Origin of the sequence: Desulfomonile tiedjei (genome assembly GCA_016212925.1) — a bacterium.
GTDB lineage: Bacteria > Desulfobacterota > Desulfomonilia > Desulfomonilales > Desulfomonilaceae > JACRDF01.
The window spans coordinates 47,596-70,363 of record JACRDF010000050.1 but is presented as its reverse complement, the minus strand read 5'-3'; the positions used below and the strand labels follow the sequence as shown (position 1 = coordinate 70,363).

General features: G+C 53.8%; 20 protein-coding genes and 1 other RNA gene. 14 read left to right on the top strand and 7 right to left on the bottom strand.

Annotation, left to right across the window (positions count from 1 at the left end):
* Window positions 1–49: 49 nt before the first annotated feature.
* Together HY913_22560 and HY913_22555 are read right to left on the bottom strand one after the other, a co-directional pair.
* Window positions 50–1,051, bottom strand: a complete 1,002-nt coding sequence (locus HY913_22560; GenBank protein ID MBI4966079.1) for a hypothetical protein — start codon at window positions 1,049–1,051, stop codon at window positions 50–52.
* A 172-nt stretch (window positions 1,052–1,223) separates the two neighbouring features.
* Complete coding sequence (locus HY913_22555; GenBank protein MBI4966078.1) at window positions 1,224–2,573, bottom strand: DUF4013 domain-containing protein; 1,350 nt, start codon at window positions 2,571–2,573, stop codon at window positions 1,224–1,226.
* Between the two features lie 383 nt (window positions 2,574–2,956).
* On the opposite strand from HY913_22555, the gene HY913_22550 reads away from it, so the two are divergent.
* The 9 genes from HY913_22550 (at window position 2,957) to HY913_22510 (ending at window position 12,565) form a co-directional block, all read left to right on the top strand.
* Window positions 2,957–3,613, top strand: a complete 657-nt coding sequence (locus HY913_22550) for a histidinol phosphate phosphatase domain-containing protein (protein ID MBI4966077.1) — start codon at window positions 2,957–2,959, stop codon at window positions 3,611–3,613.
* Window positions 3,614–3,829: 216 nt separating this feature from the next.
* Window positions 3,830–5,236: a transglutaminase domain-containing protein gene (locus tag HY913_22545; protein ID MBI4966076.1), complete on the top strand. Its 1,407-nt coding sequence runs from the start codon at window positions 3,830–3,832 to the stop codon at window positions 5,234–5,236.
* A 28-nt stretch (window positions 5,237–5,264) separates the two neighbouring features.
* The gene (locus HY913_22540) at window positions 5,265–6,044 is read left to right on the top strand and encodes an ABC transporter ATP-binding protein (GenBank protein ID MBI4966075.1); all 780 of its coding nucleotides are present in this window, start codon (window positions 5,265–5,267) and stop codon (window positions 6,042–6,044) included.
* Window positions 6,045–6,178: 134 nt separating this feature from the next.
* A complete protein-coding gene (gene sppA / locus HY913_22535; protein MBI4966074.1) occupies window positions 6,179–7,087 on the top strand; it encodes a signal peptide peptidase SppA in 909 nt (302 codons plus the stop codon).
* A gap of 98 nt (window positions 7,088–7,185) precedes the next feature.
* Complete coding sequence (gene guaB, locus HY913_22530; GenBank protein ID MBI4966073.1) at window positions 7,186–8,643, top strand: IMP dehydrogenase; 1,458 nt, start codon at window positions 7,186–7,188, stop codon at window positions 8,641–8,643.
* 41 nt (window positions 8,644–8,684) lie between these two features.
* On the top strand, window positions 8,685–9,722 hold the full coding sequence (locus HY913_22525) for an N-acetyl-gamma-glutamyl-phosphate reductase (protein MBI4966072.1): 1,038 nt from the start codon (window positions 8,685–8,687) through the stop codon (window positions 9,720–9,722).
* Window positions 9,723–9,827: 105 nt separating this feature from the next.
* Window positions 9,828–10,397 carry an AmmeMemoRadiSam system protein A gene (amrA, locus tag HY913_22520; protein MBI4966071.1) on the top strand — a complete coding sequence of 190 codons (570 nt, stop codon included), beginning with the start codon at window positions 9,828–9,830 and terminating at the stop codon, window positions 10,395–10,397.
* A 299-nt stretch (window positions 10,398–10,696) separates the two neighbouring features.
* On the top strand, window positions 10,697–11,737 hold the full coding sequence (locus tag HY913_22515) for a hypothetical protein (protein ID MBI4966070.1): 1,041 nt from the start codon (window positions 10,697–10,699) through the stop codon (window positions 11,735–11,737).
* 33 nt (window positions 11,738–11,770) lie between these two features.
* Window positions 11,771–12,565, top strand: coding sequence for a YIP1 family protein (locus HY913_22510; protein ID MBI4966069.1), 795 nt, complete (start codon window positions 11,771–11,773; stop codon window positions 12,563–12,565).
* Window positions 12,566–12,954: 389 nt separating this feature from the next.
* On the opposite strand, the gene HY913_22505 is transcribed toward HY913_22510, so the two are convergent.
* The 5 genes from HY913_22505 to HY913_22485 all read right to left on the bottom strand — a co-directional run bounded on the left by HY913_22505 (window position 12,955) and on the right by HY913_22485 (window position 19,088).
* The gene (locus HY913_22505; GenBank protein ID MBI4966068.1) at window positions 12,955–13,296 is read right to left on the bottom strand and encodes a hypothetical protein; all 342 of its coding nucleotides are present in this window, start codon (window positions 13,294–13,296) and stop codon (window positions 12,955–12,957) included.
* 55 nt (window positions 13,297–13,351) lie between these two features.
* The gene (locus HY913_22500; protein MBI4966067.1) at window positions 13,352–13,882 is read right to left on the bottom strand and encodes a hypothetical protein; all 531 of its coding nucleotides are present in this window, start codon (window positions 13,880–13,882) and stop codon (window positions 13,352–13,354) included.
* Window positions 13,883–14,297: 415 nt separating this feature from the next.
* A complete protein-coding gene (locus HY913_22495) occupies window positions 14,298–16,697 on the bottom strand; it encodes an alginate lyase family protein (GenBank protein MBI4966066.1) in 2,400 nt (799 codons plus the stop codon).
* A gap of 315 nt (window positions 16,698–17,012) precedes the next feature.
* Entirely contained in the window at window positions 17,013–18,185 is a 1,173-nt protein-coding gene (locus HY913_22490; GenBank protein ID MBI4966065.1) for a tetratricopeptide repeat protein, read from the bottom strand.
* Between the two features lie 354 nt (window positions 18,186–18,539).
* Complete coding sequence (locus HY913_22485; protein ID MBI4966064.1) at window positions 18,540–19,088, bottom strand: LOG family protein; 549 nt, start codon at window positions 19,086–19,088, stop codon at window positions 18,540–18,542.
* A 540-nt stretch (window positions 19,089–19,628) separates the two neighbouring features.
* Between HY913_22485 and glmU the strand changes: the two genes are divergently transcribed.
* From glmU to ssrS, 5 genes are all read left to right on the top strand, one after another.
* On the top strand, window positions 19,629–21,032 hold the full coding sequence (gene glmU / locus HY913_22480; protein MBI4966063.1) for a bifunctional UDP-N-acetylglucosamine diphosphorylase/glucosamine-1-phosphate N-acetyltransferase GlmU: 1,404 nt from the start codon (window positions 19,629–19,631) through the stop codon (window positions 21,030–21,032).
* A 217-nt stretch (window positions 21,033–21,249) separates the two neighbouring features.
* A complete protein-coding gene (locus HY913_22475) occupies window positions 21,250–21,579 on the top strand; it encodes a hypothetical protein (protein ID MBI4966062.1) in 330 nt (109 codons plus the stop codon).
* Window positions 21,580–21,858: 279 nt separating this feature from the next.
* Window positions 21,859–22,080, top strand: coding sequence for a hypothetical protein (locus HY913_22470; GenBank protein MBI4966061.1), 222 nt, complete (start codon window positions 21,859–21,861; stop codon window positions 22,078–22,080).
* A 44-nt stretch (window positions 22,081–22,124) separates the two neighbouring features.
* Window positions 22,125–22,409, top strand: coding sequence for a cell division protein ZapA (locus HY913_22465; protein MBI4966060.1), 285 nt, complete (start codon window positions 22,125–22,127; stop codon window positions 22,407–22,409).
* Window positions 22,410–22,416: 7 nt separating this feature from the next.
* Window positions 22,417–22,597, top strand: a non-coding RNA gene (gene ssrS, locus HY913_22460) — 6S RNA.
* Window positions 22,598–22,768: the final 171 nt, after the last annotated feature.

Below are 22,768 nucleotides of genomic sequence, written 5' to 3'. Positions count from 1 at the left end.
TTGGGAGGCTCCCACAACGTCTTTGCGCTATAACCAACGGCCACGGTCCTCATTGCTTTGTAGTGGGGGTGATCTTTTGAGGTAAGGGAGCGGGTCTGGCTTCTCGAGGTGAGGCCAGGGGCATAGGACGAAAGATCGCTCTGAGGTCCGAAGACGTAGAGGCCGAAATCAGGCCGTCTGCCTTTAATTTCAAAATCCTGTCCTTTTTCACCGAAGCATCGGCTTTCAGGAACGACTGGTCATCTACAAGAATCCTCCAGACCGAAAGCTTTTCGAATTCTTTCTTGGTTAAAGAAGAAATAATGCCCTTCCGCTCCAAATCTCTCAACTTCACTAGCCGATCATAATGAGAGGCCTGTTGATATTCTTTATCCATGGCCAGAGCTTCGGCGACGAGGACCCCTTCGGTCGGAATTCTATAATGCTCGCCCACCAGGTCCTCATCCTTCAGCTTCTTGAGCGCGATCAAGGCCTCCAAGGGGGCCATGTTCTGATAGGATTTGGCGCCGGTTATGATGCCGCCCGCATAAATGCGCGCGTACGTCAAGGAGACAGACCAGTCCACGAGGTTCTTTTTCGCCAGCGAACCGAGGAGTTCCAGTTTCTTATGCGGTGAGGCCTTCAAATAGGGTGTCTTATCAACCAGGTATTCGGCCAACAGGACGCGATTGAGGAAATCCCTTTGAATCGGGAGATTCTTGAGCTTTCCGTCGTTCGTCAACTCGGCCCATCGTTTCAACCTTTCCAGGGGATCAGAAGGCTCTCTGAGATACCTGTCCCCCCAATCCAGAAGGATAAACCTCATGTCCGAGTCTCTCAGCCTTTTGGTACGGAGCAATTCCGACGCCAATCGGAGCTGTTGTAGAGGATCTTTACCCTTGAATTGAGAGGACTCTATGACGCCGGAGACCAGGTCAAAGCCTTCAAACGCGTTGACACCGCCTGCAAACAGGAGCACTCCTATTGCAACGGCACCAACAAAGGCTGCACGCCATAGGTCTTTGACATGGAGACTCTGACTTCCGGTTCGAGAACGCCGAGAACTGGTCATGGGTGGCTTCTGAATGCCTCGACTTTCGTCGGGCAATTACCAAATCGGCCCTTTGCCATGTTGGTTTGAAGACTCTTTCCTGGATAATCCATAAGATCTGTTCTTGTCACAAGAGTACGTACTTAAAAATGTGGCTCCCGCTGGGCATTTTCACCACGGCTCCACAAGGTTATCAAGTTGCCGGCTCGGAGGCAACCTGTTTCATCAGCATCGGGTTCTCCGCAGCAAAACGGCCCAGGACGTGGAACCATACAAAATGGCCGTACGACAGAACCAGCGCCATAAACAGCCCCGCCGCCACGAAGCCCACGTCGGTTGCGTCCACCAAAAAGACGGCCGCCACAGCCGCCAACATGCAAGCCAACCCCGCGGCGATTGAAACAGCGGCCAACATGAGGTAGGGCCTGCCGCCATTACCCATTATGTTCCTAATGTTAGACGGCTTCAGAGCTGATCCTAGCTTCCCCGTAGCCCCCAGCGCGGCGAGGCTTCCAGGCAGGACATATAGAGATCCAACATAAATCAGGATCGTCAAAGCGAAAAAGGTGTAGCCCAATGCGGGCATGGAGTTCAAGAAGAAGAAAATCATGAACAAAAGACATATTCCCACGGGAATCAAAGAGTAGACGCACACCAAAACCATTACATTCAGCCCGGAGTAGGCCAAATCTTTTACGCGCGAAAAATCCCAGGCAGGGGGAGGACTGTGTGGCGACTCGGTGCTGGTTCTCATCAAGTTCGCCAAATAACCATAAAGCAGTATCCACCCCAGCAGGTTCAAAGGCAGGCCAAGCAAGAAATCAAGAGAAAGCACCGTGGCAAACAGGAAAGCTATTCCCGCAAAAATGAGCAACGATGTGCCTTTACCTCCCGCTAACGGATAAGAGATCAGCGCTGGGAACTCTGCAAAAAAAGGGAGACCGGTCGCTCCTTCGCCCTCAATGGCGCCCAGACCTTCTCTCTCGAGCATTGACATGGAAGCGAATGCTCCCGCCTTTGTTCCCTGATGCCGCCCCGGGAAAAAACTCCTGAAGTCAGGGATCTCCGAGGCCTTTATCCAAGGACGCTCGCCCAGTCTGAGAGATGTATCCGCCGTTACCTCTCCGCTCTCAATCATAGTCATAATGTCCTGATCCGTTAACGGACCTTTGATCACATCATCGGCCAGGACGATCCAACTCCGGCTCTTTTCGGCTTGAGCCGCCACGGGAGCATCTTCCGGATGGTCCAAGAACAGGTGCTCTACAACGCTGGCGCGCTGGAGTTTAGGTGGTAGGGGCGCATCTTGGAAAGACCCCATGTCGGGAAGTTGAGTAGTTTCAAGCTCAGGCATTTGTGTAACAGCCGGTGCGGCTGAAGGCTGCGGGGTGGTTTCCAGGGGCATGGTAGGTTTAATCTTGAGTTTCAGCACCTTACCACACTTTTTACACTTGAAACTCACCGGTTTATCGGTTACGGGCACTTTTACTTTGTACGACGTGCCACAACCACTACACTTTATGCGTGCCTCTTTTTTTTCCATTGATTTTTCGCCGGGCCCTATAATGAATTAGCGGCCAACGCCGTTGAGTCAGCCACTGGTGCTGTGTAAAGAATCTTAGAATAAAATCTTAAGGGTGCAAAGCAAATTCTAGGGGATTCCTTGTACCCATATCGCATAATACCAGTTCTTCCTGAAGGGGTGAAGATCTGGCGACGTTGATGAGCGAAGCAGAGAGTTGCCCTTGAGTTTTCTGACATACGCGGTATTTTATTCGTACTGTTCCACACGTGGAGCTAGGTGGGGACGGGTTTTCCGTTTTGGTTTCGCGGTCCGCAGCCCGGAACAGCCGGTGCGGAAGCGCAGTTAATGCAGGTCTTAGCTCCCTTTGATTCACAGTCCACGGGATTGAACAGGAGGCGCCATTGATTGATTTTCACACCCACACTTTCTTGAGTGACGGAGTGCTAATTCCCAGTGAACTTGTCCGCCGGGCCAGTAATGTCGGTTATCGGGCCATCGGCCTCACCGACCATGTGGACGGTTCGAATCTGGACCTGGTGCTTCCCAGGATTCTTAAGGTTACAACTGAACTGAACCGATTCCAGGAGACTTTTGTGATTCCGGGCGTCGAAATAACCCACGTTCCTCCGGGACTGATTCCCGAGATGGTAGCTGAGGCAAGGCGGATGGGTGCGGTTTTGGTGGTGTGCCACGGCGAATCTCCTGTCGAGCCCGTGGCCCCTGGTACCAACAAGGCTGCACTGGAGTCCAATGTCGACATCCTGGCGCACCCCGGCTTTATCACGCCTGAGGAGGCTCGTCTGGCAGCGGCCAACGGCATATACCTGGAAATTACGTCAAGAGGCGGCCACTGCCTGACGAACGGACATGTGGCCAGAATGGCACTGGAAGTAGGCGCGCGATTGGTAGTCAATACCGATGCTCATTCGCCTGAGAACCTCATAACTCGCGAACGGGCCTTTGAAGTGTTGATCGGAGCCGGACTCACCGCGGACCAGGCGGAAGAGACGCTTACGAACAATCAGGAGCTTCTTTCGGTCTTAAAAAAGCGTTTCTAATGCCCGATATCAGCCCGAGTTCAAACAATGACAACTCGTTAGGCAAACAGGGACCTGGTGCCCGGGTCCGTGCAGATTTGCTTCCTAACTGATTGTAACTGTTTGAAACCCAGCCGGTATCACAAAGCGTGAAAGATGTCCTTATTTTCCCGCGGTTCAAAATCAGGTTTCCGGCCTTTAGTAACCGCCACTATTGTGGTCGTATGGGCGGCTCTGATGGTCCTGCTCCTCAAGGACCAATACCTGCCGGCTGATACGAGGCCGGATGAGAGCCTAAACATAGCCGCGACCGAAGCCGACGACTGGTTCCTCATTCGAATCCGCGGCGCTTACTCGGGAGTGGGCCGTTCTCGGCAAATACGAACGGGTAGCGGTTGGAACCTGCGAGATGACCTCAACATCTCCTTGAATCTCCAAGGTAGGATAAAGCCGATTCGGATAACCTCCTCGGCCGAAGTTGATGCAGACTTCCGGCTGATTGCGTTCCAGTTGAAGGTGGACTCGGGCATTGTTTCGTTTGAACAGAAGGGGCGCATGGAAGGACGGGACCTGGTGCTTGAACTGCCCGGTCCTGATCGAAGTGGCGTCAAGAGGATCAAGCTGGCGGAAACCCCTAGAATTTCCCGTTCGCTGGGTCTTCCCGCTCCCCTGAAGGATCTGGAAGTTGGCGACCAGATTCGGATGCCGATTTTCGACCCAATGGATGGCAACAAGTCGGACGCGGTCATAAGCGTATTAGAAAAAGCAGCCCTGGAAATATCCGACAGGAAGGTGGAGGCATGGCGCGTGCGCGCTTTGTTCAGGTCCGCTGACATGACCTTGTGGGTGGACAGAGAGGGACGATTACTCAAGGGCCTGATGCCGCTCGGCATAACGGTGATCCGCTCGGACCGCGCTGAAATCGCCAAAGAAATGAAAGGGGTTCGAAACCTACCGGATTTTGTGTCCTTGGCTGCTGTTCAGGTGGAAGGCTCAATTCCTGATGACGACAATCTGAAAATCCTCCGCCTAAACGTCCAGGGCGAAGGGAATTGGAGCATCCCCAACGACGGCTTTCGTCAGACTTTGAACGGGACGGAATTAACCATAACCCGAGAAGATCCTCCCAAAGCCGATTACCTGCTTCCATCGACTGATCCGAAGATGGAGGAATACCTTGCATCAACCCGGTTCCTCCGCGCTGATCACCCCGAGGTTATCAAGAAGGCCAAAGCAATAGTGGGGGATGAAAAAGACCCTGTCAAAGCAGCTCAACTGATCAACAATTGGGTCTTCCGCAATCTGAAAAAGGTCCCTACGCCGTCCGTTCCGGACGCATACTCGGTCTTGCAAACATTGCAAGGAGACTGCAACGAGCACGCGGTCCTCGCCGTCTCCCTGGCACGTGCCGTGGGGCTGCCGGCTCGCATTGCCGTAGGGCTGGTGCGTTTAGGCGATGGATTCTATTATCATGCGTGGGTGAACTACTGGGGCGGCCGGAACTGGTTCACCGGCGATCCCATGATGGATATTATCCCGGTGAAGCCTACGCACATCACTCTGCTGTATGGCGACGTAGACAAACACCTGAACGTAATTTCGTTCCTGGGTCGATTAAAACTGAAGGTCCTGGAGGCGGGTTAGACCCACCGCCGGGGATCTCGGACAAAGCATGATTCGAATCGAGAACCTTTCAAAGCGATTTGGCAAAGTGTTGGCCGTCGATCAAATTAACCTCGACGTGCCCGCAGGTGAGGTAATGGGCTTTATCGGCCCCAACGGAGCAGGAAAGACCACCACAATTCGCATGCTCGCGGGGCTCATGAAACCGGACACGGGCACGATCATCCTGGACGGGCACGACCTCGCTAAGGAACCCCAGCGGGCCAAGGCAGTCACCGGCTTCGTTCCGGATCGTCCTTACCTGTACGAAAAGCTGACCGGATGGGAATTTCTCGAATTCAGCGCGGGTCTTTACAAGGTAGAACCGGCCGAACTGCAAAGTCGAGGAATGCATTATCTGGAATTGTTCGAGTTACTTGATTGGAAGGACGAGCTTATCGAAGGGTACTCCCATGGCATGAAACAGAGGCTGATCATCGGCGCAGCGCTGCTCCACAAGCCAAAGATTTTCATCATAGACGAACCCATGGTGGGACTCGACCCCCGCGGAGTCCGCCTGGTGAAGGATTTGTTCACACAGATGGCGCGAGACCGAGGCATGGCGGTTTTTCTATCAACCCATACACTGGCGGTGGCCGAAGAAATCTGCACCATTGTCACCATCATTCATAAAGGAAGGGTCATCGCGTCGGACACCCCCTTCAATATTAAGAGCACCATTGCGCGCACCGAGGGGAACCTCGAAAAGGCATTTCTGAAACTGACCGGCCACGAGGACATGGACGGCCTCAAGGGCAGCCTCGGAGTCGGCCGAATTACGCCGGATTAGAGGTGCTGGCACGAGCTTGGCGTACGCTGAAAGGTTGCGGGTCTGAAGGAATTCTGTTAATGTTGGTCAACTTCACTGAATTAATGGGGCAACATGCTGATATTACGGCATAATGATGACGCAGGGGACATCTGATGAAGAAATCCAGGACAGGCCTGGCAATACTATTTATAGCTTTTATTGTGGCGGGCTTCATAATTATCGCAGCCGGGGTGGCTGTCATTCTTAACGCGGATGAGGAAACAGCCGGCCTGTCTGAAGTGTTTGAGGCAGGGAACAAAGTCGGCGTGGTGCAGTTGGAGGGGACCATAATTTCGGCGGACACTGTTCTCAAGCAACTGAGGAAATTCCGGAAGAAATCGTCCATAAAAGCTATAGTCATCAGAATCAATTCGCCCGGTGGAACCGTAGCTCCGGCTCAAGAGATTTACCGGGAAATAGAAAAGACAAAAAAGAAGAAACCGGTAGTTGTATCGATGGAGACCGTGAGCGCTTCGGCTGCCTACTATATAGCGAGCAACGCGAACACCATTGTATGTTCGCAAGGCACTATCACAGGTAGTATCGGCGTCATAATGATGTTGCCGCAAATCCAGAAGGTAATCGAAAAAATAGGTGTTGACGTAAATGTAATCAAGGCGGGAAAGTATAAAGATATAGGTTCGGCTGTCAGGCCGCTTACAGAGGACGAGCGCAACATACTGGAGACCTTTGCAAAGGAAATACACGAGCAGTTCATTTCAGACGTGGCTGCCGGCCGTAAGGGGAAAATCGATAAAGAAAAGCTCGTGTCCATAGCGGACGGCCGGTTTTTTACCGGTGAAAAGGCCAAAGAACTGGGTCTGGTGGACAAGATCGGCAACTTTTATGATGCGGTCAGAATCGCCGGACAACTGGGGGGCATAAAAGGCGAACCCGAACTCGTGTACCCCAAGAAGAAGTGGGACAGCTACCTTGATGTCTTCTTGGAGTCTTGTGTCCAAGCGGTTAACAACATCGGGGATCGGGCGCGATTGGCGCCCCTCGCTCCCTCGATCCAATAAGTGGAAAGAGTCGAGTCCGCATTTCTCAGTGCGAATATTTAGTGACTTCGTTGCGAGCAAGCACACAAACCAGCAATTCGTCGAATGGAGACCGTCGAATGGTGATCAAGGAATCTCTAACCTTTGATGATGTAATTCTGACCCCATGTTATTCAGAAATCTTACCCTCGGAATCGGACGTTCAGACCAGGCTGACGCGTGAAATCGTCCTGAATATACCGCTCGTAAGCGCGGCCATGGACACTGTCACCGAGTCCGAGATGGCTATAAGTCTGGCTCGGCAAGGTGGAATAGGCATTGTTCACCGCAACCTTAGTATCGAGGAACAAGCGAGAGAGGTTGATCGAGTCAAGCGCTCGGAATCAGGAATGATTGTAGACCCTATCACTATCAATCCTGATCAGAAGATCGCGGATGCCCTTCAAATTATGAGGAAGTACCATATTTCGGGTGTTCCGGTCACTGTAAACGGCTACCTGAGAGGTATCCTCACGAATCGGGACCTGCGCTTCGTCGAAGACCTGGATCTGAAGGTCGAAGAAGTTATGACGTGCGAGGACCTCATCACGGTTGACGAGAAGATAGGGATTGAGGAATCGAAGGCTTTGCTGCACAAGCACCGCATTGAAAAGCTCCTGGTGGTTGACAAAAAGAATCGCCTGAAAGGGCTGATCACCATAAAAGATATACAGAAAGCCATTATGTTTCCCAATTCCTCGAAAGATTCATTGGGACGCCTCCGAGTGGGAGCCGGCGTGGGCGTGGGCCCTGACAAGGAAGAGCGCGTCGAGGCGCTTATAAAGAGGGGCGTTGACGTGATCGTCGTCGACACGTCACATGGGCACTCCAAGAATGTCCTGGAGACGGTCCGCGATCTGAAGAAGAATTTTGGCAATATTCAAGTTATCGGCGGAAATGTGGCCACGAAAGAAGCGGTGGTGGATTTGGCAAAAGCAGGGGCTGACGGCGTCAAGGTCGGCGTGGGACCGGGATCCATTTGCACCACCAGGATAGTGGCCGGGGTGGGCGTCCCTCAAATCAGCGCTATTGTGGATTGCGCAAAGGCCTCTGCTCGCCTCGGAGTACCGCTCATATCCGACGGAGGCATCAAGTATTCGGGCGACATTACCAAGGCCCTTGCTGCCGGCGCTCACACGGTGATGATTGGGAGTCTCCTGGCCGGAACGGATGAAAGCCCCGGAGAAACGGTTTTGTATCAAGGCCGCTCATACAAGTCATACAGGGGAATGGGGTCGCTGGAGGCCATGCGGGAAGGGTCCCGTGACAGATACGGCCAGCATGAAGGGGTGACGGAGAATAAGCTCGTTCCCGAAGGGATAGTGGGAATGGTTCCGGCAAGAGGCCCTGTGGCGGATTCTGTCAATCAGCTCATCGGTGGTCTCAAAGCGGGCATGGGATACCTGGGGGCGCGCAATCTGGACGACCTTAGGGCAAAGGCAAATTTCATCCGGATCACGGCCGCGGGGCTAAAAGAATCCCATGTGCACGACGTTGTGATCACCAAAGAGGCCCCGAATTATCGGCTGGAACCCTGATCTGCGGGCTGTGCTCGCGTTTTGACTCCAGGAAAGATTGAATGATACGAGCGCTTGTTTTCGGTGCAACTGGTTACACGGGCATAGAACTGATGCGCATCCTCGCATCTCACCCGGATGTAGCGGTAACGGGCGGGAGTTCTCGCAACTGGGAAGGGAAAAGAGTTTCCGAGCTTTTCCCATCCGTTGATGCGCAACGGGATTTCGTCTTGCGCTCGGCGGATGAACTGAAGAAGGACCCTGAAGGCGATGTGGCGTTCCTGGCTCTTCCCCACGGCCAAGCCGCGGGAGTAATTAGGCCTGTGCTGGAAGCCGGTCTTAAGGTGATTGACCTTTCAGCGGATTGCCGATTGCGCGACCCGAGCATGTATGCGGAGTGGTACGGCCCTCATTGCGATCCGGAACTCATGCAACATGCGGTTTACGGTCTCCCGGAGATTCACCGCGAGGAAATTCGGCAAACCGATCTGGTTGCCAATCCGGGGTGCTATCCTACATCTGTCATTTTGGGGTTGGCCCCTCTTGTAAACTTGACAGAGGTTGATACTACGAGACCGGTAGTGGATTCAAAATCCGGGATTTCAGGGGCTGGACGCGGAGCCAAGCTGAACACCAGTTTCTGTGAAGCCGGCGAGGGCTTCAAGCCTTACGCTGTGACAGGTCACAGGCACATATCCGAGATGGAGCAGGAGCTTAGCGGTTTAGCGGGGGAGCGTGTCCTCGTGCGCTTTACTCCGCATCTTTTACCGATCAGTCGCGGGATCGTTTCGACCATGTATCTTCCTTTGAAGGCAAGCATAACAGTCGAGAAACTGCGGCAGGCCTATAACGATTACTATGCCTCAGAGCCGTTTATTCGGGTCCTGTCCCCCGGTGTTTTTCCGGACACGGCGCAGGTTCGCGGTTCCAACCAGTGTCATATTGCCGTGGAACTGGATGAGCGCACCGGCCTGGTGATTGCCATGGCGGCAATTGACAATCTGGTCAAGGGCGCTTCCGGCGCGGCCGTGCAGAATATGAACATAGTGCTCGGTCTAGCAGAGACAGCCGGCCTTGCAGGGTTACCGCTCTTTCCCTGAGGCTCGACAGCAATTGCCCGAATGCTGAGACCAAATAGGCGGCGGTTCTTGTGAAACCGTACCAATCCGCGCGCAGTGGGACGTGATGCCGGGAGGGAGAGCCAGATGTCACCCAACAAGAAGCAGGTGGGCGTGGACCTCGGATTGACCGACAGGGAAAAACAGGAGCTTCATCGTATAGCCCGGACAGTCATTGAGTCCCGCTGCCAAGGCAAATCACTGCCTGATACTTCGCCATTAACGGAAAAGCTGGCTGAAGGAAGGGGGGCCTTTGTCTGCATCTATAAACAGGGCATGCTCCGAGGTTGCATCGGTTCCCTTGACGCGAGCGATCCGTTGTACAAAACCGTTGAAGAGATGGCTCAAGCTGCGGCCTTCCGAGATCCGCGATTCCGGGCCGTGACGGAAGAGGAACTTCCTTATTTGAATCTGGAGATCTCGGTGCTGACTCCTATGGAAGAGATCAGCAACCCCGAAGAGGTACAAGTGGGGCGCCACGGGCTTATGATTCGGAAAGGATTTTTCTCGGGCCTTCTTCTTCCCCAGGTTGCCACGGAGAGGAATTGGGACAGGATGACCTTTCTCGAGGAAACCTGCCGAAAGGCGGGGCTGCCAAGGGACGCATGGAAGGACAGAGACGCGAAGATATATGTGTTCTCGGCGGACGTTTTCTAGAATTCAGCTTTTTATGCAGAGTTACGGCAGTCCCTGTCGCCTAGCCTAATAGTACTCGATGTCACCTGCGTGAAAGCAGGCCCGCCGTAACATTTGCCAAGACTTCTGCTAATTGCCGGTTCGGGACACATGTGAGTCCGACCGGACAATGATGGGACGGGCCTTCCGCGTGTCTGCATAGTACGAGCAATCCCGCGTTCCGCGCTGGACAGTCTCCAGCGAGGGCCTCTTCATTTCAGACATTATTTTTGGCGGTCTTCAACACCTTGAGAGAGCGTACCAGCAACTTGAAACATAACTTGCCAATTCCACAGCCGGTCTGTGCTGTCAGTGAGACACCCCTCCTGAATAGTAAGGCTGTAGGACTGCTCTCCGGAGGGCTCGATTCGGCCCTCGCTATTTACCTCATGAAACGGCAGGGGATAGATGTCACTGCCCTGCACTTTCCTTCCTTTTTTTCGCCTTTGGACCCGACGAGCGAGGATTCACCGGTAAAGGTCCTGTCGCGACAACTCGGCGTCCCGCTCGTGGTCATCCCAAAAGGAAAAGACTTTATTGATTTAATCCGGAATCCTCGTTACGGACACGGAAAGAACCTGAACCCCTGTATTGACTGCCGCATTTACACCTTCATAAAAGCGCGAGAATTTATGAAAGAAATTGGGGCAACCTTCATGGTTACCGGCGAAGTTGTCGGGCAACGGCCGATGTCCCAGCGCAGAGACGCCATGCGGCTCATCGACAAGCAATCCGCATGTCTTGGAATAGTACTCCGGCCGCTCTCAGCGAAGGTATTGCCCCCAACACAGCCGGAAATGAACGGAATAGTTGATCGAGAACAACTGCTGGAAGTGGCCGGAAGGGGACGAAAAGTTCAGCTTCGAATGGCTTCCGAACTGGGACTTGTCGGTTACTCTCCTCCGGCGGGCGGCTGCCTGCTAACGGAAAAGGTCTTCTCTCGACGCTTGCGCGACCTCCTGGACGAGAAAGAAGAGGTCACCCCTGAGGATTTGGAATTGCTGCGCGTGGGTCGCCACATCAAGCTCAGATCCGGCTTGAAAATAGTGGTCGGACGGAACGATGCGGAAAACAAGCGTCTGCAGAACCTCGAGCGGGCAGGGGTGATGTTCGCCCCGCTCGATTTCCCGGGTCCCCTTGTGCTGGCTGTGGGACGGCCTGAACTCTCGGAAGCGACTGTCATCGGATCCATAATTCGGCGCTATGCCAAAGAATTGTCCCGCGGAGAATGGATTGTAATGCGCGACCCCGCCGGTGAGGAGCACCGAATACGAGTGACCCAAGTGGCGTCGGAGGACTGGATTGCAGCCAACATACTGTAAAGTATTGCTGGATTTTGCCCCATAAGGTCGGCATTGAGAAAGGAGATGGCTGTGGAGTGCCCTAATTGCGGCCGAGAGATTGCCCCCGTTTACGGCCAGAAATTTTGCTCCTTTTGCGGAGGGAGTCTCGAAAAGTCTGATTCCGGTACGGAGCACTTTGCTCCATCCTCCGGTCCCGGAGACGAACCCCCTAAACTTGAATCGGAACAGGAGCTTCCTGTCCGCGAGACATATTGTCCGTGGGAAGATTATGAAAGGCTCGGTTTTCTCAACGGGCTTCGATTGACTCTAAAGCAAAGTCTGTTTTCACCGCGGCTCTTTTTCTCGAAACTGCCGCGTTCCGGAGGGCTGTTGGTTCCGCTGCTTTACGGGATGCTTGTAGAAACGGTGGGCACGTACGGCGGCTACCTTTGGAGTTTCGCGTTTGGGAATCAGTGGTTTTCGCAGGTAAAGCCCAGCGGATCCGCAGCCATACTGCTGGGAGGCCTGGTCCCCCTGCTGGTCTTCTTCTCATTGGTTGCGGGCGCGCTGATCCTTCATGTTTGCATAGTGTTGGTGGGGGCTGCAAAGGAGGATTTTGAGGCCACGTTCCGAATCGCGTGTTATAGTTCCGGCCCCAGTCTTCTCAACGTGATTCCCGTCATAGGAACCTGGATCGCCGCGTTTTGGAGAATCTATCTCACCATAGTGGCTGTGCGCGAGATCCATGAGACGAGCACGGGAAAGGCCATTGTGGCTGTCTTGCTTCCGGTGATAGCCTGCTGCGGCCTTCTGTTGGGAGGCCTCGCTCTGCTTGTGATGGGCATGGCAATGCCGGCCGGGAGCTGATGACACAAGGGGAAGGAGTTGTGGCGGATAATCTCTCCGGTTCCCATGCGCCACTCCGGGACGCGAGAGACTATCTTGTGCCACTTACCGGGCGATAAATTACCCGGCTACTATCAGGGTGTCCTTGCGGGACACCGGCTTCGTGGCAACCGGTAAACCTTATTCTATAGTGGTTCTCGAAAGTTCTCGCCGGAATGAAGCCACAGTGGTGCATGGGTCAACGGAGGCCAATAGGCCGCCCTACGGGAGATGACGCCAAGCCTGGGACTACAAATGTAGGGCGGCCTATTGGCCTCCGCAATTTACGGGGCGAGTCAAGATGAAGCTGGCAGAGGCATCCGCTAGCCAATTAGTGATAACTTTCGAGAACCGGTATATAAAGCCAATGCTCATCGAACCCGTATTGTCCCGACATCAATATCCGTGTTTATGAGGACTCTCTGGGTGTGCAGGCGCTTGGCACCCCAGTACACCTGAAGCTCGTACGGCTGGTCCCCTCTTCTTTCCACCACAGGAAAAAGGAAGAAGCCCTCGGATGTGGTCACCACCGGACCTAAGGTACCAATATGAGGAATCGGACTTACCAGCGAAATCATCAGTCCTCGCATCGGCCTATTCTGAGAGTCCACGATTTGGCCCCTGAGCGATGCGGCATGGACGTACGACACCCCTAATGTGAAGAAAGCTACAAAGACAAGTCCGGACACGACAATACGAAGCGTTCTTTTCATAGTTACCCCTCCGGCAGTAGGGTGGATATGCACAGACCGGCGCGGTTGACTATTCCTACCGGCTTGGCGCCGCTTCCTCGGGGGGGCTGGCTTTCGGCAGTGACAGGGCCTCAAATCTTATGACCCCTTTCTTCAGATCGCTGACGCCTATGGTCCTGTAGCAAGACTCTCGTTCGTTGGAGCTGAACATGATCCTCAGCGGTGTGGCAAACGGAGACATCTTGGCAGTGAACTCCCCGTTCTTCGGATTCACAAATTCTGTCCAGTTTTGATGGGGGATTACGACTAATGCAATGTCCGGTGGGCTATCGCCCGTAACCTTTCCTTCTATTGTCACTGGAAATGTAGCATCACGACTGCCTGCATAGAGGGCCAGCCCTATGAACGCAAGGCCTATGAGGAAGAGCCCCAGCGCCGGATATTGGGTGGTCATTTTGAACATGTTACGGAACTCCAAGGTCATGGCCTTCGCCTGCGAACGCTCCTTCAAGGATATCGCTCCCTTGTACAAAAGGATGATTCCGCCCAATACCATGATTATTCCGCAAATCCCGCCCAAAATCAGGAGGACATCGTAGGTATTCATTGCGTTTCTCCTACAAAGAGCCGCTGTCTCTCCACACGCTAACATTGCAAGTTGATTATTCGCTCTCCCGTGGCCAACTATCTTCGGGGCTTCCTGAAATCCAAAAATGGTTTGTCGGCGACCCGTAAGTCCTCAGGAAGCGCGGCATCCCTTGATTGACAGACAAAAACTGAAGCAATTCCCCCGACTCGTAATTTATTTCAGTATACTGGACCCTGTTGGCCTGGTCAATCAGGATCCTCCGTAGTGTGGCTTCCTGCGTTGCCCGAGCGGGAGGTGAGGTCAGCGACGCCCACCAAGTTATCTAAATCGGCCCACGATGCCGCGCGAAATTGCCGCTGCGACGGGTAGCCAGGCCATGACAGGTTTATGGTATCCGGTGAGTTCGAGCGGTCCCAAGAGCATAACGCAATTCCTAATAGTCGCGGCCTTGCAAGGCTATCCCCGCGTGCATCTGTTCAGCCGTAATTCCCGCACAATCTGCCGGTGGGGACGGAAAGGCTAAAGAACCTGTTTCGCGACCTTGAAGGGTTATTTCGACGAGAATGTCTCCTCCTCCGCTGTCTATCCTGTTCACTGTCACTCCTGAACGAGGCGTACCGGAAAACGGGAGCAAAAGCCAGATCATAGTCCTGGGAAGCGGCGCTCGAACGGTATGTCGGAACGCTGTAGCCGGCACGTCGGCCCCATTCAAGGAGACCCACCCGCCTGGGGGGTGTAGAGATCCCGCAACAATTTCGGTCCGGAACTCTTCCTGTTCAGGCACAGGAATCAATTCAAATCCCTGGCCTTGCGGGCCCAAGCAAACGGCAACGTGAGTCTTGCTGTCCACCTCCACCGGTCCCGGAAAGAACTGCCAGCATGCGGTAATCTCATGGGAGCCCTCTCCAAAGGCCACGTCCCGGACTACCCAGTATTCGCGGCGGACGAAAACCACCGTGCGAGCAAGAAGACCCGACCGCTGAGCTTGGCCACCGTCCGAACCCCATCCTCTGCAAATGCCTGTGGCTACTTCGAGATCATCCAGGCATTTCCAATGAAAATCTTCTCCCGCGGGCTTTATCTTCTCGTGGAACCCAAACCCTGATCGGTCAAACTCCTTCCCGTCGATAAGAAACATATTGTGTGCCCAAGCAGAACGGTAGTAATCCGTCATCGGGCCGGGCGCGTAAGATGTAATGCCGGGGTCCGCAAGTCTCGGAACACCCAGTGCGGTCACATCCAGCGAGAGCGAGTCGTTGTGAACATGAGATGCACCTGGAGGGCCTGCTCTGAACATGAGTAGGTTCGCATCCTCGGAATGATCGGAACGCATGGCCGCTATGCCCGCGTGGGGAAAAAACCGAGAGGCCTTCTCAGCCGCGGCGCCACAGGCTCCGCGGGAGCCGACCCAAACAAAATCGGGACGATGAAACACTTGGCCCGCAAGACCCAGCAAAGCAGTGTAGTCACTCGTCACCCCACCGGAATCGTTAATGGAAGGCCAGGTAAAGTCCGGTCTGCGAAGGCCTACTAGATATTCAAAACATTTCTCCAGCGGAGAATAAAACTCCTCCGGGAGTTCCACTCCTTTTGCCTCAGCCGCTTGTTTGACCTCCAGCAGCGCATGCACGCAGATTGCGTGGTACAAGGGAGAAATCTCGAAGTGGACTCCGTCTGAGAAAAACTGCCTGCGAAACTCATCCCGAAGCCTTTCAAGACCGATTTTTAACCATTGGCTCGCTTCCTTAAACTCCGGAAAACAAAGGCCTGCCAGCGCCAAAGCGGCTGACTCCACGATAATCCAGTTGTTGGGATGCCCTCTATGGTCCACGAGACTCCGTGCATGTTCCCACACGGAGCACATCATATTTATTTTGGTGTCCTGTCCGAAATACTCGTTGGGCCATGCAATTCCCGCTACCCACAGCCATTCTCGTAAGCGCCACGCTGCTGAAAGAGTTTCCCAAGACGGCCCTGCTCCCCCATTGGAGCCTACTGGAACCGGGTTTGCGTGGATCCAGCTTGAAATCATGCCGTCCAGCGCTTTTGCGTAGCGATCGTGGCCTGAATTGGCAAATTCCTTGACGAGTTCTCTCATGAAGTGATGCCGATGCAAGAAATGGCGCCATTCCAGCTCACCCGACGGATTGGCGTCCCAATCAACAGGGTGGCCGATCCTGCTGCCCATGATTCGTCCATCGAGTATTTCTTCAGCACGATCTTTGGGGTAGGTGTGTGGCGGCGGTATGAGAAGCCCCGGATTGGCAGGGGCATATGGATACCAAGTAGCTTCCTTTTGGGTCTCTATGCCGACATTTCCCGCGTCTCCACCCGAACGGTCGAAAAAGGAGGTCACCCCGGGGACGTCTTTGGTTAATAGGCCTTTGAGGCCCTCTCGGCTCAGTCGAGGCCCTACCGGGATTTTACGAATTCGCGCTTGCAGAGGCCCAATGGATACCTGGATTGATCCCGGAATAGGGTAACAGCGTTCCACGCTGAAGGTCACTTCCACTTCTCGTATATGCGACCATCCTACAGGAAAGCCGTAGACCCCGAAGGCCTCGTGAGGAAATTCCAACTCTCTTCGTTCGCCTGGCGCAAGTTCCTCTCGACCTCCCGAAAGAGAAACCGGAGGAAGGTCGCGGCCGTGGCCGTGGCCATGCACAAGCTTAATCCCCACCAGCAGGGGGCTTTGACCGAAATTGGCTGCTAATAAGGAAAGACCGTTGAATCGAGAAAGATCCGCCGTGAGAGTACGGCCTCTGAAGGTTGCTTTTCGGGAGGAAACGAATTTGAAAGACCCGCCGACGCGCTCAGCTTCTTGGATGGGCATCCATCCTTCGGAGTCAATCACAGGCTCCGTGTCGAGCACATGGTCGAGGCGGAAGCAATCCGGCGGTAGGTCAGGCTCCCGCATCGGGAATGCCATTGGTCGGGAGGAGGCAGCCGCTCATGCCCCTGGACTGATAACCTTCATATAGCATTTCTCTAAAATTCTTTCCGGACACCGCAATTCCGGCGTCCCGGCGCAAGCCGGGACCCAGTTCCTTTCGGATTCCGGCTTACGCTCGAATGACGTTCGGATTCCCAATCAAAAATAATTCTCAAAAATAGCTATACCAGTAGCGAACGCCGTTTAACCGGCCTGTTATTTCGAGAGTCCCAGGTACGCCAGGGCTATTAAGCTGGTACACGGGATGAAAAGCAATATGCCCCAGATTGCGGACTTGCCTCGGGCCTGGGCTATGCCGATGCATACAAGCAGCCAAGCTGCAATACAAACCAGAACCAGCGCTATGCCAAGCACCCCGACGATGATCCCTCCTGTGGGATCTACGATCGCGACCAGAGCCAGGAGTGGCGCAACCACAGGGAGGAACAACAAGGCCAGCCACCAGAGTGGCTTTTTGGCAATTTGCACCATCAGGAAGATGTTGGCCAACGGGACAAAAGCCAGCCACGGCAAACCGGTACCGGTCTTAGTGGCTATGAGATAGAACATCACCGCAGTGAAGACGTAGAGCACAAACGAAATGATCATCGAGACAATGTTCATGCTCGCAATAAATGCATCTATGTCGGAGGGAATAGGAAGCGAGGGCATTCCCGGAATTCCCAGGTCTAATCCCGGTGGCTGCTGCGGCATGGCCGGTACGCCGACCTTGGGAGGAACGGCCTTTACTCCAGGCTTGGGCTCTCCCGGCTTTACCTGCCCGGGCGCAGGGGGGCCGGGAGGTGTCGGCGGCTGGCCAGGAGCCGGAGGTTGGCCCGCGGCGGGCGGCTGGCCGGCAGTAGCTCGGGCTTGTGCCATCTCTTGTCTCAGCCCCTGGATTTTCCCCACAACCTGCTGCTTGTCAGGCGCGTCCGGTTTGAGCCTCAAATAAATCCCGTATTCCGCCGCCGCCTGTTCTTTACGCTGCTGAAGTTCGTGGATCAGGGCCATATTGTAATGAGCTTCCGCGAATCCTTTCTCCAGCGACGCGGCCTTCTTGTAGTCCGCGAGGGCCTCCGCGTACTTCTTCTGCTTGCGATAGATTTCTCCTCTATTGTTATAAGCGTCTGCATAGTTTGAACTCAGATCGATTGAAGCACTGAAATCCTTAAGCGCGTTGTCTAATTGCCCCAGGTCGTCATAAGCCATACCTCTCCAGTTGAGTGCCTCCGCAGCGCGCGGGTTCTTCTTTATTACATCGGAATAGACATCGACGGCCTCGTTAACCTTCCCGGCCTTATGAAGCTCGAGCGCTTCTTTCAGGTCAGGCGTCATTTGAGATAGCGCAGGCGAACAGGTCCACAACGGGATCAGAACGAACAGTACCATCGCAGCGAACCTCACCAGGCCACGCGAACCGGCAACCCCGGAGCCCAAGCCAGGCTGTACAGAACCGGCCAAATGCGCGAATGCAGCATGGGGTAAGCACTCCCAGCTGCGAGAGGTTCGAACTGCTTCGGCTTTTTTCTGCATGTGCTCAAGTTCGCTATTGGCGGGTGGAGCGGACACACCAGACCTTCTGACAATCCTAGAGCCTTCCATACCTGTCCCCACTTTTTAAGAAAAGAGAATGAAATATTTTTTCCAACAGTGACTCACGTTTTGCTTATCAGATTCCTGCGCTGGGGTCAAGGCTTATCGGTGCCAGATCATTGAAAAATCAAGCAATTCGAAATACGGCCCTTACAGACCGTGCAGATGCGAGAAGAGCATTTCTACCAGTTTTTCAGGGTCTGATTCTACTATCAGAGGCGCGGCCGGGGATCGGCCCACCAAAGTTGCCAATCCGGCCAGTTCATCCGAAATTCCGTCGCTATGCTCAAGGACGCCAATTGCGCAGGTTGGCCCCAACTCGTCGAAAGCGATTGTAAACTCGTTTAAGGTTCCCATGCCACCGCCCGCAAAGACGGCGGCATCCGCGCTCCTGACCAGAATTACATTGCGGCCTTTGCGCTCCATTCCTGTAAATAGGATGATATCACTGTCCACAGGATAGCGGTATTTGGCCACGTGTTCTTCCCTGTTCATTGCAGGAGAGATCGCCACAGTTATGCCCGCCGCGGCCCTTGCCCCCAGTGCCGCGGCATGTGGAAGGCCACCGCATCCTCCTGTCAGAAGAACACCTTTCCGGGAGGCAACCTCACGTCCGACGATGAAAGCCCTTCGGCCCTGAGCCGAATCCTCGGCCACATCGGCTGATCCAAGAACCGCTACCTTGAACTGCCGCCCCATATTCAAGCCTCTCCTTCAATAGTAGTCCTCGAAAGTAAACGCGGATTAACTCGCGAGTCCGCCGTCAACGCTGGACGACCTGATTCGGGAAGAGCTTTCGGGAACAACTATGGAGCCCTGTCTGTCAAGCTATGCCTTCTGTATTGGGTGCCACGGACCTTCACAAGCGGGTCCGTGCTTCTTCGTCTTCAGGTTCAGCGCTTGATGGCAAATCGGTTTCCAGCGATTCTCGAAAGCGATGCCCGTGTGACCGGTGGGCGCCACTGCCTGCTTGTACAGCATGCTATTTCATGCGGACGGAACTTCCGAGAACAGCCGGAAAGTCCTTGCTCAAACACTGCTCTGGTAAGTGCGCCCACAAAAAACATTAACACAGTCCACATTTCAGCGGGAAAGTTTATGGAAAAACTTCCACGAATGCTGTTCGTGAGTTGCGTTCTCACGCATCCGGCCGCCGCAAGCCGAAAAGCACCTTGACAGCACCGATGCAAAGGGATAAATTTGCTGGGTTCGACGACCGGCGAGTGAATTTATGCCATCATGAAACAATATGCTGCTCTCATATTGGCTGCGGGGAAGGGCACACGTATGAAGTCAGGCCTATGCAAGGTTCTTCATCCCGTGGCCGGGCGACCAATGATTTCTTATGTGATGGATGCGGTTCATGGAGCTGGCTTTCAAAAAATAGTCGTAGTCGTGGGGCATCAGGCCGACGGGGTAAGGAAAGCGGCTGAAGCGAGGGCAGTCGAGTTCGTTGTGCAGGAACCGCAGTTGGGAACCGGCCACGCGGTTTTGGCGGCGAAGGATTTGTTCCAAGGTTTCGCAGGTGATATCTTTATCCTATGTGGCGATATCCCGCTTATTCAGCCTGCCACGATCCGAGAATTCCTGGACATGCATGAGGCGAATGCCAGCCGTCTGACAGTTATGACGGCCCTGATGGAAGACCCGGCGGGCTATGGTAGAATCATTCGCAATGAATCCGGCCTGGTGGAACGCATCGTCGAACAAAGAGACGCGGACGCGTCAGAACTGGCCGTCAAAGAAATTAATACCGGTTTGTATATTGTTGATAGTGAACTCCTCTATGCTCTGTTGGAAAAAATAAGCGCAAACAACTCCCAAGGGGAATATTACCTCACCGATATAATTGAAGGAGCAGTCCGAGAGTCAGTATCCGTGTACGCTTTTCCCCTGAAAGACGCGCGAGAGGCCTCCGGAGTCAACACCCGTTCGGATTTGGCTGGGGTCTCAAACATAATCTGGGCAAGGCTTCGGGAAGAGCTGATGAATTCAGGAGTCACTCTGCTCGATCCTGCATCAGTCTACGTTGACTCTGATGTCACGATCGGCTCTGACAGCGTGATTCACCCCGGAGTAACCCTGTCGGGAAGGACGGACATAGGCAGAGACTGTGTCATCGAGTCCGGGGTGTACATCATGAATTCCAAGCTGGGTGATCGCGTTACGGTCCTGCAGGGGTCCAGATTGGATAGGGCCGTGGTGCAAGATGATACCTCCGTCGGGCCGATGGCCAACCTGAGACCGGAGGCTAGAATAGGAAAGCGAGCCCGAATCGGGAATTTTGTGGAAGTCAAGAAAACCGTGGTGGGGGACGGCACCAAGGCGGCCCATCTTACGTATCTTGGTGACAGCATAATAGGTAAAGACGTCAACATAGGCTGCGGCACAATCACCTGCAACTACGACGGACAACGGAAGCATACCACCACGATCCGGGACGGATGCTTCGTGGGATCGGATGTTCAGTTCGTTGCTCCGGTGGAAATCGGGGCGGGTAGCTTGATTGGAGCAGGCAGTACGATTACCAGGGATGTCCCGCCGAACACCTTAGCCATATCGCGTGCAAAACAGAAAATGTACCCATTGCGAAAAGGCCAAGGGGCTAAGCGATCTGATGAAGATCGCGACAAGGGGACCTGAAGTTCAACATCCGTGTGTTCACCCGAGCAAGATCGTTTCAAGACCATTTTCCACCGCTGGGGCTGGTAGCGCGAAATGGTCAAAGCGGGGCGGAAATTTCCAGGGCCTTGCTCGGAATCAATTGGACGGTCGAGACAGGGTTTCGGTTCACAGTTCGCTTCACAGGCCGTCCGACCTGACAGCTATGGTCCAGATTTTTACAAGAGGTCGCGATGTTATGAAAAGACAGGATAAGGAACCAGGGACGCAAGCCGCTGCGCCGGACCAGCCGAAGCAAAGCCGTGGCACTCATCCCGTTCTCAAGGCCAACATCGGGGATTCAATCGACCTGCTGGTGGAGTTTCTGGTGGACAACAATGTGGAAGGAATTCATCCACTGATAATGGGTGAGGTGGAGAAGCGTTTGATTATCAAGGTGCTTGAGCGTAGCCGAGGAAACAAGCTGCAGGCCGCGAAACGACTTGGCTTGAGCCGAAACACTTTCTGTAGAAAAATTCGGAAGCTTGAAGATTCCCGCTCGTTCCCTGACAGCGAGCCGAAGGCGTGACCGATCGAGACGCATTATCTACAAGAAACCATTCTATTTCTATAGTACCCTTGGTTCGTGCAGCCACAAACGGAAGTATTAAGATATTGACAGGGGGTTAGGGCTCTGAAATCTATCGCGAGGCCGAGTTGCGTTGCGGAATGCAGCTTCAGGTTTATCAGTTTTGTCGGCAAGTGTTTTCCGGAACGCGAGCAAAGCGGCTTCAAGATATATCTTGACACCTATAGCTAAAGAAATATAATCAAAGAGGATCTCAAAATACCGATATGGAGACCGGTGATGGATTCCGATAAGCTTGCTCTTCTCGAAGAGAAGATCATGCATTTGATCGAACAAAACGATCAATCCAAGAAAGAACAGGAACGCTTCGGCAAGGAGCTGGAGCTGAGAGACAGAAGAATCGGCGAACTGGACCGCACTCTCAAGAAACTCCAAAAAGACCACAAGTCGGCCAAAGGCAAGCTCGACAGAATCATCGAAAAGCTGGAGGCGTTTACCTGACAGATCATCGCTCTAACGAGGCCTTGGCGTCTGAGCACGACTCGGTGCAAGTGACCGAAGCGGTGAAAGTCCGGTTGTTCGGCCGAGAGTACAACATACGGGGGCATGGAAACAAAAAATACGTTCAGAGGCTCGCTGATTTCATCAACGAAAGAGCCGATGAGGTTCAGCGTCATACTAAGGTTGTTTCCACCATCGATCTCGTGATTTTGACTCTCTTGAACATTACGGACGAAATGTTTCAATATAGACAGGTCAAAGACCAGACAATAAAAGAACTGGAGGAAAAGGCCGAAAAGTTGCTTAAGGCCATCGATCGGACAGTTTAACGAAAGGTGTCCCCTGCGCGGTGCGTGATTGACGGTAATTTTTTGAGCCAACACTCAAAAAAAGGGAGCCGCCCCCGGCTGTGGTGAGCAAGCCTGCCTTGAAGCAGGAAGCCTGAAGCGGCCGCTAGGGTCCCACCTGGGAAACCAGGTTCAAAAGAGCTGTTGACACGGCCGATTGCGGGGGACTCCGAAACTATTCCTGATCGATTTGCTTGGATACACACAACTACCGGGATGTGGACGAAAGCCTTTGGATGACCGTTCGGTTGCGTATATATGCGTTATTGTTGGGTAATCACTGGCTAGGCTTAACTTTTTTACCCTTGGGACCTTCTTCCGATACTTGACATCCTTTCTGG

Coding starts and splice junctions, on each gene's coding strand:
- HY913_22560 (MBI4966079.1), bottom strand. CDS start 1,051: ATGACCAGTTCTCGGCGTTCTCGAACCGGAAGTCAGAGTCTCCATGTC.
- HY913_22555 (MBI4966078.1), bottom strand. CDS start 2,573: ATGGAAAAAAAAGAGGCACGCATAAAGTGTAGTGGTTGTGGCACGTCG.
- HY913_22545 (MBI4966076.1), top strand. CDS start 3,830: ATGGTCCTGCTCCTCAAGGACCAATACCTGCCGGCTGATACGAGGCCG.
- HY913_22540 (MBI4966075.1), top strand. CDS start 5,265: ATGATTCGAATCGAGAACCTTTCAAAGCGATTTGGCAAAGTGTTGGCC.
- sppA (MBI4966074.1), top strand. CDS start 6,179: ATGAAGAAATCCAGGACAGGCCTGGCAATACTATTTATAGCTTTTATT.
- guaB (MBI4966073.1), top strand. CDS start 7,186: ATGGTGATCAAGGAATCTCTAACCTTTGATGATGTAATTCTGACCCCA.
- HY913_22525 (MBI4966072.1), top strand. CDS start 8,685: ATGATACGAGCGCTTGTTTTCGGTGCAACTGGTTACACGGGCATAGAA.
- amrA (MBI4966071.1), top strand. CDS start 9,828: ATGTCACCCAACAAGAAGCAGGTGGGCGTGGACCTCGGATTGACCGAC.
- HY913_22505 (MBI4966068.1), bottom strand. CDS start 13,296: ATGAAAAGAACGCTTCGTATTGTCGTGTCCGGACTTGTCTTTGTAGCT.
- HY913_22500 (MBI4966067.1), bottom strand. CDS start 13,882: ATGAATACCTACGATGTCCTCCTGATTTTGGGCGGGATTTGCGGAATA.
- HY913_22495 (MBI4966066.1), bottom strand. CDS start 16,697: ATGCCCATCCAAGAAGCTGAGCGCGTCGGCGGGTCTTTCAAATTCGTT.
- HY913_22490 (MBI4966065.1), bottom strand. CDS start 18,185: ATGGTACTGTTCGTTCTGATCCCGTTGTGGACCTGTTCGCCTGCGCTA.
- HY913_22485 (MBI4966064.1), bottom strand. CDS start 19,088: ATGGGGCGGCAGTTCAAGGTAGCGGTTCTTGGATCAGCCGATGTGGCC.
- glmU (MBI4966063.1), top strand. CDS start 19,629: ATGAAACAATATGCTGCTCTCATATTGGCTGCGGGGAAGGGCACACGT.
- HY913_22475 (MBI4966062.1), top strand. CDS start 21,250: ATGAAAAGACAGGATAAGGAACCAGGGACGCAAGCCGCTGCGCCGGAC.
- HY913_22470 (MBI4966061.1), top strand. CDS start 21,859: ATGGATTCCGATAAGCTTGCTCTTCTCGAAGAGAAGATCATGCATTTG.